This is a genomic window from Asticcacaulis sp., from assembly GCF_020217185.1.
Classification (GTDB): Bacteria; Pseudomonadota; Alphaproteobacteria; order Caulobacterales; family Caulobacteraceae; genus Asticcacaulis.
In genome coordinates this window covers 1-10,000 of sequence record NZ_JAIWNX010000278.1, presented here as the reverse complement: position 1 = coordinate 10,000, position 10,000 = coordinate 1, and the positions used below count along the sequence as shown (strand labels likewise).

Annotated in this window: 11 protein-coding genes; 9 read left to right on the top strand and 2 right to left on the bottom strand. The window is 59.3% G+C overall.

The genetic code is table 11. The features are described 5' to 3' along the window. The 3 genes from LDL37_RS14215 to mscL all read left to right on the top strand — a co-directional run. Positions 1-1,066, top strand: a 1,066-nt coding sequence (locus LDL37_RS14215) for a S1 RNA-binding domain-containing protein (protein ID WP_290799486.1), incomplete at its 5' end; no start/stop codon positions are given. 311 nt (positions 1,067-1,377) lie between these two features. Beyond that, positions 1,378-1,674 carry an integration host factor subunit beta gene (locus LDL37_RS14210; RefSeq protein WP_013479844.1) on the top strand — a complete coding sequence of 99 codons (297 nt, stop codon included), beginning with the start codon at positions 1,378-1,380 and terminating at the stop codon, positions 1,672-1,674. 28 nt (positions 1,675-1,702) lie between these two features. Beyond that, on the top strand, positions 1,703-2,098 hold the full coding sequence (gene mscL / locus LDL37_RS14205; protein WP_126422298.1) for a large-conductance mechanosensitive channel protein MscL: 396 nt from the start codon (positions 1,703-1,705) through the stop codon (positions 2,096-2,098). A 160-nt stretch (positions 2,099-2,258) separates the two neighbouring features. On the opposite strand, the gene LDL37_RS14200 is transcribed toward mscL, so the two are convergent. Further along, positions 2,259-3,203 carry a glucokinase gene (locus LDL37_RS14200; protein WP_290799485.1) on the bottom strand — a complete coding sequence of 315 codons (945 nt, stop codon included), beginning with the start codon at positions 3,201-3,203 and terminating at the stop codon, positions 2,259-2,261. A 121-nt stretch (positions 3,204-3,324) separates the two neighbouring features. On the opposite strand from LDL37_RS14200, the gene LDL37_RS14195 reads away from it, so the two are divergent. The 6 genes from LDL37_RS14195 (at position 3,325) to LDL37_RS14170 (ending at position 8,909) form a co-directional block, all read left to right on the top strand. Next, positions 3,325-3,987: a phosphoribosylanthranilate isomerase gene (locus LDL37_RS14195; protein ID WP_290799484.1), complete on the top strand. Its 663-nt coding sequence runs from the start codon at positions 3,325-3,327 to the stop codon at positions 3,985-3,987. 52 nt (positions 3,988-4,039) lie between these two features. Then, entirely contained in the window at positions 4,040-5,236 is a 1,197-nt protein-coding gene (trpB, locus tag LDL37_RS14190; RefSeq protein WP_290799487.1) for a tryptophan synthase subunit beta, read from the top strand. A 2-nt stretch (positions 5,237-5,238) separates the two neighbouring features. Continuing rightward, the gene (gene trpA / locus LDL37_RS14185) at positions 5,239-6,057 is read left to right on the top strand and encodes a tryptophan synthase subunit alpha (protein WP_290799483.1); all 819 of its coding nucleotides are present in this window, start codon (positions 5,239-5,241) and stop codon (positions 6,055-6,057) included. 115 nt (positions 6,058-6,172) lie between these two features. Next, positions 6,173-7,111, top strand: coding sequence for an acetyl-CoA carboxylase carboxyltransferase subunit beta (locus LDL37_RS14180; protein WP_290799482.1), 939 nt, complete (start codon positions 6,173-6,175; stop codon positions 7,109-7,111). 40 nt (positions 7,112-7,151) lie between these two features. Continuing rightward, positions 7,152-7,583 (top strand): hypothetical protein, encoded by a 432-nt coding sequence (locus LDL37_RS14175; RefSeq protein WP_290799481.1) that lies wholly within the window; start codon positions 7,152-7,154, stop codon positions 7,581-7,583. A gap of 27 nt (positions 7,584-7,610) precedes the next feature. Further along, positions 7,611-8,909 carry a folylpolyglutamate synthase/dihydrofolate synthase family protein gene (locus LDL37_RS14170; protein ID WP_290799480.1) on the top strand — a complete coding sequence of 433 codons (1,299 nt, stop codon included), beginning with the start codon at positions 7,611-7,613 and terminating at the stop codon, positions 8,907-8,909. 127 nt (positions 8,910-9,036) lie between these two features. Here LDL37_RS14170 and rpoD read toward each other — a convergent pair. After that, positions 9,037-10,000, bottom strand: a 964-nt coding sequence (gene rpoD / locus LDL37_RS14165) for an RNA polymerase sigma factor RpoD (RefSeq protein WP_290799479.1), incomplete at its 5' end; no start/stop codon positions are given.

Here is a 10,000-nt window from a genome sequence, read left to right as displayed (position 1 = left end):
CTACGGTGCGTTCGTTGACCTCGGCGGCATCGACGGCCTGCTGCACGTCACCGACATGTCGTGGAAGCGCGTGTCGCATCCGTCGCAGGTCCTCAATGTTGGCGACAGCGTCCGCGTCCAGATCATCAAGATCAATCCGGACACGCAGCGTATCTCGCTGGGCATGAAGCAACTGCAATCCGATCCGTGGGACGGTGTCGAAGCCAAGTACCCGGTCGGTGGCAAGTTCACCGGTCGCATCACCAACATCACTGACTACGGCGCGTTCGTCGAGCTGGAGTCGGGCGTTGAAGGTCTGGTGCACGTTTCGGAAATGTCGTGGACCAAGAAGAACGTCCATCCGGGCAAGATCGTTTCGACGTCTCAGGAAGTCGAAGTGGTCGTGCTGGAAGTCGATGCCGGCAAGCGCCGCGTGTCGCTGGGCCTCAAGCAGGCTCAGAACAATCCGTGGGATGACTTCCTGTCCAAGCACCCGATCGGTTCGGTGATCGAAGGCGAAGTGAAGAACGCGACCGAATTCGGTCTGTTCGTCGGCTTCGAAAACGACATCGACGGCATGGTCCACCTCTCCGACCTCGACTGGAACGTCGCGGGCGAAGAAGCCATCGCCAAGTACAAGAAGGGCGACATCGTCAAGACTAAGGTTCTGGACGTTGACGTCGAAAAGGAACGCATCTCGCTGGGTATCAAGCAACTCGGCGGCGATCCGATGTCGGGCGACACCTTCCGCAAGGGCCAGACCGTGACCGTCACCGTCACCGAAGTCACTTCGGGCGGTATCGAAGTCAAGTTCGGCGAAGACGATGCTCCGGTGTCGGCCTTCATCCGCAAGTCGGACCTGTCGCGCGACCGCAACGAGCAGCGCGTTGAGCGCTTCGCCGTGGGTGACCGCGTCGATGCCCAGATCACCAATGTCGATAAGGCCGCCCGCAAGGTGTCCGTCTCGATCAAGGCTCTGGAAATGGCTGACGAAAAGCAGGCCATCGAGCAGTACGGCTCTCAGGACTCCGGCGCTTCGCTGGGCGACATCCTGGGCGCGGCCCTGCGCGGTTCGACCAAAGAGTAAGCCTTTCAGACTTAATTGTCTTTAATGCGGCCCCCGCCTTTCAGCTTCGCAAGAACTGAAAAGCGGGGCTTTTTTTGTGCGCCGCAGCGCCTCACAGGCGCGGCATCGTGCGGATGAGCGCATATTTCGTATACATTTCGTCTCAGCGGCTATTAATTTTTGAAACAACCCCTTGAAGCGGCTTTCGTTTTCGATCATGCTCGCAAGATGATGTGCTGGCGGGTGTCCGGCTGCGTTGCAACGTGGTCATAAGATTCAGACCGTGGATCACCGGACGCCTATATATTTCGAACCTGTGTTCGGGGGATAAGATGTTAAAATCGGAACTGATCGAGCGTTTGGCGTCCGAATATCCGCATATGACGCAGAAAGACGTCGAGCGGATCGTCAACCTGATTCTGGAATCCATGATCGAGACGCTCGAAAAGGGTGGCCGGGTCGAGCTGCGCGGCTTCGGGGCCTTTTCGGTACGCTCGCGTCCGGCGCGCGTGGGGCGTAACCCGCGCACCGGTGAAGCGGTCTCGGTTCCCGCCAAGCACGTGCCCTTCTTCAAGAGCGGCAAGGAACTGCGCGAACGCCTGAACCTGTCGGGCGACGACAACGAATAAAATAAACACATAAACAGAGGGGGTGCCCGTGAGCATTGTTTCGGAATTCAAAACCTTCCTGATGCGCGGCAATGTCATCGACCTGGCGGTCGGTGTCGTGATTGGCGGTGCGTTCGGCAAGATCGTGTCCTCGCTTGTGGACAATATCATCATGCCGCCTATCGGTCTGTTGACCGGCGGCGTGGATTTTTCGGACCTCAAGCTGGTCCTGAAAGCCGCCGTGGGTGACACGCCCGAAGTGGCCATCAGCTACGGCATCTTCATCAACACGCTGATTCAGTTTGTGATTATCGGTGCGGCCATCTTTATGGTGGTTAAGGCGATCAACCGCCTCTTTCCGCCCCCCGCCGCGCCCGCGGCAGATCCGGGGCCTTCGGAAAAGGATCTGCTGGCCGGTATTCTTGAAGAGTTGAAGAAGAAATAATACCAAGAGTCATTGAAAATGACTCTTGGTATGCCTTTCGAGACTGTCTCATGTCTTTGACACATATGAGACAGTCTCGAGTTTTCAACGGTCGGATGCGGTCAGCATCTTCGGCCGTTGGTATAAGTCACGAGGCGCGGTCAGTTCCGCGCCTTTTCTTTTACCCAAACAGGGTGGTCAGACCGATCAGTTCCAGATCACGCGCCCGGATGAGATAGACCGGTATGTCCTGCATATAGCCACGCAGTCGCCCCTTGTCAGTGAAGCGCGCCTCAAAGCCCTTCCAGTCGATCAGGTCGCTGATCAGTTCCACATACTCACCGGCCAGATAGATGCCGCCGCGTGCCCCCAGCATCAGAGCCGTGTCCGACGCCATAGCCGCCAGAAAGCCCTGACTGAGACTCACGGCTTCAAGCGCCCGCGCATCACCCGTATGGGCGAGGGCGACCACCTCGGAAGCATTGACGCGGCGGTTGTCGCCAGCGTCCACCTGTCCCAAAATTTCGTAGATTTCCGCCAGCCCCTGCATACTGACGACGCGTTCGCGTGACACGTGGCCGTATTTGCGCTCAAGGTGTTCAAACACCTGCGCTTCACGCGGCGTTGTTATCGCCAGATCGGCATGACCGCCTTCGCAGGGCAGCACCGTCGGATGTCCCAGATCATCCATAATGATCGCGGCCAGCCCAAGGCCGCGACCGGCCCCGACCAGGGCGCGGGCTTGCCCATCTTCGCCTTCGCCGCCACAGACCTTGACCAGTTCGGAGGTGAACAGACGATCCACCGCCATCGCCTTGCACACGCAGTCATTGACGACGTGCAGGCGCTGAATGTTCAGAAGCTCGCGCAGGTGCTGCCGGTCGATGCGATAGCCATGATTGGGCATGGAAAAGCCGCCATCCACCTCCCAGCCGCAGGCCGAAACCGCCGCGGCCATCAGCTCAGGCTGGTTGTTGGCTTCGAGGAAATCGACTATGGAAGCGTTGAATTCTTCGATCGACTTGCATGGATACAGCGTAGCCTCTGTCGGGCGCGCCCCCGGCGTTACCAGCGCCAGCTTCATGTGGGCACTATTGGAGAGGTCGCTCAAAAGAACGGCGGTCATATACTATCCCCTGTACGGTGCGCCGTTTGTCCGGCGCGTTTTATGTGAGTCGAGAATTAGCGCGCTAATTCTTGATTTTTCTTAAAGCTCGGCGCATCTGATATAAAAATCAAGGCGTTTCATGACGATTAAGGCGAAAATCTGCGGTATTACGGATGATGATAGCGCTCGCATAGCGATAGATGACAGCGCTGGCATGTTGGGCTTCATCTCATTTCCGAAAAGCCCGAGGCATCTTGACTTGGATCGCATGGCGCAGTTGATTGCAAATGCGACTTCCTATACTGCGCACGTGAATAAAAAAACGCAGTGCGTCAGCGTTGTGGTCGATCCGGACGATGCGCTGCTTGAGGCCCTCATGCAAAAGGTTCGGCCCGACCTGATCCAGCTGCATGGCCATGAAAGCCCTGAGCGTGTCCGCCATATCCGCGCGCGCTTTGGCATTCCGCTGATCAAGGCCATCAGCGTCGAAAGCCGCGCCGATGTGCTCGCCGCCGCGCCTTATGAAGACGTGGTTGAGCATTTGCTGTTTGATGCCAAGCCGCCGAAGGATGCCACCCTGCCCGGTGGGGTCGGGGCGCGTTTCGACTGGACGCTGATGGAGGGCTACCCGTCGTCACGCCCGTGGCTGCTGGCCGGGGGGCTGACCCCCTGGAACGTCGCCGAGGCGGTTTCGCAGTCGAAAGCGAAGATGGTCGATGTTTCTTCTGGTGTTGAGCGGGCACCGGGACTAAAAGACGCAGCACTGATCTCTCAGTTTCTTAAGGCCGTAAAAGAGCTTTAATCCAGAAGGACCTTTCACCGTGGATGACGCCATCCTGACCAATCGCTACAATATGCCGGACGCCAAGGGGCGCTTCGGCGAGTTCGGTGGGCTCTATGTCCCCGAAACCCTCATGCCGCTCGTTCTCGAACTGGGCGAAGCATGGGCGCAGGCGAAACAGGATGAGGCCTTCTGGGCGGAGTACCACCATCTTCTCAAATACTTCGTCGGTCGCCCCAGCCCGCTCTATCTGGCGGAGCGCCTGACCGAGCATTTCGGGGGTGCCAAAATCTATTTCAAGCGCGAAGAGCTGAACCACACCGGCGCGCACAAGATCAATAACTGCATCGGTCAGATCCTGCTGGCGCGCCGCATGGGCCGCACGCGCATCATCGCCGAAACCGGAGCCGGTCAGCACGGCGTGGCCTCAGCCACGGTGTGCGCCAAGTTCGATCTTCCGTGTACGGTCTATATGGGCGCGCTGGACGTTGAACGTCAAAAGCCCAATGTTTTCCGTATGCAACTGATGGGCACCAAGGTGCACCCGGTGACCAACGGCAATGGTACGCTGAAGGACGCCATGAACGAGGCGCTGCGTGACTGGGTCACCAATGTCCACGACACCTACTATATGATCGGCACCGCCGCCGGTATGCACCCCTATCCGGAAATGGTTCGCGACTTCCAGACCATCATCGGCAAGGAGACGCGCCAGCAGATTCTGGAGGCTGAAGGCCGCCTGCCTGACGCTGTGATCGCCTGCGTCGGCGGGGGCTCGAACGCCATCGGCATGTTCCACCCCTTCATCGACGATGAGAGCGTGAAGATTGTCGGCGTCGAAGCCGCTGGTCACGGGCTGGATGTGTATAACGGACACGCCGCCTCGCTGAATGGCGGCCGTCCGGGCGTGCTGCATGGCAACCGCACCTACCTGCTTCAGGACGAGGACGGTCAGATTCTCGAAGGCCACTCGATCTCGGCCGGTCTTGACTATCCGGGCATCGGGCCGGAACACGCCCACCTGTTCGATACGGGCCGCGCGCGCTACGTCTATGCCACCGACGAAGAGGCTCTGGAGGCGTTCCAGCTCACCTCGCGCCTCGAAGGCATTATTCCGGCGCTCGAATCCTCGCACGCCATTGCTCGCTTGGGCGATCTGGCCAAGGAGGTCGGTAAGGGCGGCGTCATCGTGCTCAACCTGTCGGGTCGGGGCGATAAGGACATTTTCACCGTCGCCAAGGCGCTCGGTCAGCAAATGGGGAATCTCTAACCGTGTCAGTCGCGCGTATCGACGCCCACTTCGCCCAACTCAAGGCGGAGAATCGGGCGGCTTTTGTCTCCTACATCATGGCCGGCGATCCGGACCTCGACACCTCTTTCGACCTGTTGAAAGGGCTGGTGGAGGCCGGGGCCGACATTATCGAGCTGGGCTTCCCCTTCTCCGACCCGATGGCCGAAGGCCCGATCATTCAGCTTGCCGCCGAACGTTCGCTGAAGAACGGCACAAAGATGGCCGACGTGTTTGCCCTGGCTTCACGCTTTCGTGAATCGGACGCCGAAACGCCGCTGATTCTGATGGGGTATATGAACCCCGTTGAGAATATGGGCTATCCGGCCTTTGCCGAAGCCTGCGCTAAGGCGGGTGTCGATGGCGTCATCGTCGTCGATTGTCCACCGGAAGAGGCCGAGCGTCTGATTGACGCGCTGGACGCCGCCGATGTGGCGCTGATCCGCCTGATCACGCCGACCAGCGACGACAACCGTCTGAAAACGCTGGTGAAGCGCACCAAGGGCTTTGTCTATTACGTCTCGGTGGCCGGTGTCACCGGCGTCAAGGAAGTCAATGCCGAAGGTATCCGTGAGGCCGTGGCCCATGTGCGTGAGGTCGCCAACCTGCCCGTCGTGGTCGGCTTCGGCATCAAGACGCCGGAGCGCGCCGCCGAAGTGGCCCGCATCGCCGATGGCAGCGTTGTCGGCTCGGTGCTGGTGGACGCAATAGCGAAATCTTTACTTGAAAATTCCCCATCCAGCACAAAAGTGCTGGAAACCGCGAGCCTTTTGGCTCAGGCTGTCCGTAACGCGAGAAACTAGGCCCTCAAACTGTGGAAGCCGGTGAATGAAAGGGTTCATTAACCCTTTATTGGCACGGCTCACCTCAGAAAAAAACGCATAGATTTTTGAGCGCCCCCGGAGTTAGTGACCTTACATGGCCATTGCCGATAAATTAGCCAAGAGTAGACGCGCCTTGACGAATACCGCCCGACCCACGGACCGCCGCGACAGCGGTGGATGGCTCGCCAAGATTGCCCCCGGCGTCTCCAAATTTGTGTCCAAGCGTGAAACGCCCGAAAACCTGTGGGTCAAGGACCCCGATACGGGCGAGATGATCTACCGCCCCGACCTCGAAGCGTCGCTGTGGGTGACGCCGACCGGTCGGCACATGCGCATCAATGCCCAGACGCGCCTGTCCTTCACCTTCGACAACGGCGAATATGAAGCGCTCGATACGCCCGCCGTGCCCGAAGACCCACTGCATTTTTCCGACGGCAAGCCCTATGCGCAGCGCCTGAAGGCCGCGCGTGAGGCGTCGGGTGCCAAGGACACCATGCAGATCGGCTATGGCAAGGTGTCGGACGTGCCCTGCGTCGTGCTGGTGCAGGACTTTACCTTTATGGGCGGTTCGCTCGGCATGGCGGCCGGTGAAGCCTTTATCGCCGCCTGCCGCTACGCCGTTGAGCGCAAGGTGCCTATGGTCGCCATCACGGCTTCGGGCGGGGCGCGCATGCAGGAGGGCACCCTGTCCCTGATGCAACTGGCGCGCACGACGCTGGCCATTCAGGAACTGAAGGCCGCGCAACTGCCCTATATCGTTGTCCTGACCGACCCGACCACCGGGGGCGTGTCGGCCTCCTATGCCATGCTGGGCGACATCCATCTGGCGGAACCGGGCGCGCTGATCTGCTTTGCCGGGCCGCGCGTCATCGAAACCACCATCCGCGAAAAGCTGCCCGAAGGCTTCCAGCGCGCCGAGTATCTGGTGGATAAGGGTATGGTGGACCGGGTTGTTCCGCGTGCGGAGCTTCCCGAAGTTCTGGGCGCACTGATGTCCATGCTGATGGATGGCAAACGGCGGCAGGGTCATTGACCCTGCACCCGTAGCGGGCGCAGGTGATGAGGGGGAGCCTGTGAAATTTGATAGCTACTGGCCGCTGATTAAATCGCTTTATGCATCCGTTGCTGGCGCTGCGGCAGGAGCAGGTGCCTTTTTGCTTCTTGTATATCTGGAATCTCTATTTGTCTCCGCCACTTCCATTGAGGAAGGCGTAGAGTTTCTAATTAATCCAGGATTCATAGGACTTTTCGCTATTGTTTTTGGAGCGATACTGGTGCCGTTTGTGGCTCTTGGTCTCCCGGTCCAAGCCATTTTGCAAAGATATCACCAAACGGGTTACTCTCTTCATGTAGTGTTCTCGGCGGCGGCAGGGGGCATTATGTCTCTGTTTATAGTCTACAATCTTGAGTTACAGTTAGTCTGTGCTGCCGCAGGCTTTGTCGCGGGCTCAGTTGCTTGGTTCATCCGTCGTCCTGACAGGGATGTGGCGAAAGCTCTCCCTTAAGTCTGGTAGAGATGCTAAAGGGGCGGTATGACCGACCGCCTGTTACCCTTTGATGCGCCGCTGGAGCGGCTCAAAGCGCTTCACCCCAAGAAGATCGACCTGACGCTGGATCGTATGCTGCGGGTCTGTGAGGCTTTGGGCAATCCGCAGGATCGTCTGCCGCCGGTGATCCATGTGGCCGGCACGAATGGCAAGGGTTCGACCCTGGCGCTCCTGCGGGCGATGGCCGAGGCGCAGGGTCTGCGCGTTCATGTCTATACCTCGCCACATCTGGTGCGCTTTGCCGAACGCATCCGTGTGGCCGGTACTCTGATTACGGACGATTATCTGGCGGACGTGCTGGATCGCGTGGAAAAAGCCAATGCCGGCGAGCCCCTGACCTTTTTCGAAGCGACAACCGCCGCCGCCTTTCTGGCCTTTGCGGAGGTCGACGCCGATGTGCTGCTGCTCGAAACCGGGTTGGGCGGTTTGCTGGACGCCACCAATATAGTCCGTGCACCGAAGATCAGTATCATCACGCCGATCGACTACGATCATCAGGCCTTTCTGGGCAATGACCTGACCACTATCGCCAAGCAGAAGGCCGGGATCATCAAACCCGGTTGCCCGGTCATCAGCGCGCGTCAGGCGGATGAAGCCGAAGCCGTCATCGAACGCGCCGCCCTCAAGGCGCGCAGTCCGCTCTATACGGCAGGCCAAGGATTTGAAGCGCACGAAGAAAACGGGCGCCTCGTTTTTCAGGACGAAGACGCCTTGCTCGACCTCAGCCTGCCGCGTCTGCCCGGTGCGCACCAGATTGACAATGCGGCTCTGGCCATCAAGGCGGCGCGACTGATGGGCTGGTCGTCAGAGGCCATGGATCAGGGCTTGCAAGCCGCCGTCTGGCCCGCGCGGATGCAGCGTTTGAAAGCCGGACCTTTGGTGGCGGCGCTACCGGAAGGCTCGGAACTGTGGCTCGATGGCGGGCACAATCCGCACGCGGCGCGGGCCCTGCGCGCCCATATCGACCGGTTACAGGCGCGTGACCCCAAGCCATTGCATTTGATCTGTGGGCTGATCAATACCAAGGACGCGACCGAATTTTTCGCGCATTTCAAAGGGCTTAATGCCAAAATGACCTGCGTCGGCTTTTCGTCTGAGGCCGTCATCCCGCCCGCCGAGCTGGCGGCCAGGGCGGCCCAAAGCGGCTTTGCCGCGACCGTTGCGGAGAGCGTAACGGAAGCTATGTCGCGTATCACCGACGGCCCCGCGCGCGTGCTGATCTGTGGGTCGCTCTATCTGGCGGGTGACGTGCTGGCTCTGTCATCGGATACGTGGCCTGTTTAATGGTCTCTCAATTAAAGGGGTGTGGGGTCTGTGACCCCACAAACCCTGTAACCAAAGAAAAAGCCTCGCTTAGGAAGCGAGGCTTTTTCTTTGGTAGAAGATCTGGGGCCGCAGGCCCCAGACCCCGTTAGCTGTCGAGGAACGAGCGCAGTTTGCGCGAGCGGCTGGGGTGCTTCAGCTTGCGCAGCGCCTTGGCCTCGATCTGGCGGATACGTTCGCGCGTCACCGAGAACTGCTGACCCACCTCTTCAAGCGTGTGGTCGGTGTTCATACCGATGCCGAAGCGCATCCGCAGCACACGCTCCTCACGCGGCGTCAGAGACGCCAGCACGCGCGTCGTGGTTTCGCGCAGGTTCGACTGGATCGCCGCGTCGATAGGCAGGACGGCATTCTTGTCTTCGATGAAATCGCCGAGGTGCGAATCCTCTTCGTCCCCGATGGGGGTTTCGAGCGAAATCGGCTCCTTGGCGATCTTCAAAACCTTGCGCACCTTTTCCAGCGGCATGGCCAGCTTTTCAGCCAGTTCTTCCGGCGTCGGTTCGCGGCCGATTTCATGTAGCATCTGACGCGAGGTGCGCACGATCTTGTTAATCGTCTCGATCATGTGCACCGGGATACGGATGGTGCGCGCCTGATCGGCAATCGAGCGCGTGATGGCCTGACGAATCCACCAGGTGGCGTAGGTCGAGAACTTGTAGCCGCGGCGATATTCGAACTTATCGACGGCCTTCATCAGGCCGATATTGCCTTCCTGAATCAGGTCAAGGAATTGCAGACCGCGGTTGGTGTACTTTTTGGCGATCGAGATGACGAGACGCAGATTGGCCTCGACCATTTCGGTCTTGGCCTGACGGGCCTCGCGCTCACCCTTTTGTACCGTCTGCACGATGCGACGATAATCATCGACGGCCACGCCCATATCGGTGGCCAACTGGATGATGTCGGCGCGAATACGGCCAATGGGACCGGCTTCGTTATCGGCAAATTTCTGCCAGCGCACGCCCAGCTCACGCACTTTGTCCGTCCACTGAGGATCAAGCTCGCGGTGGTAGTAGTTCTGCAAAAACTCTTGTCTGGAAATGCCGTAGGAG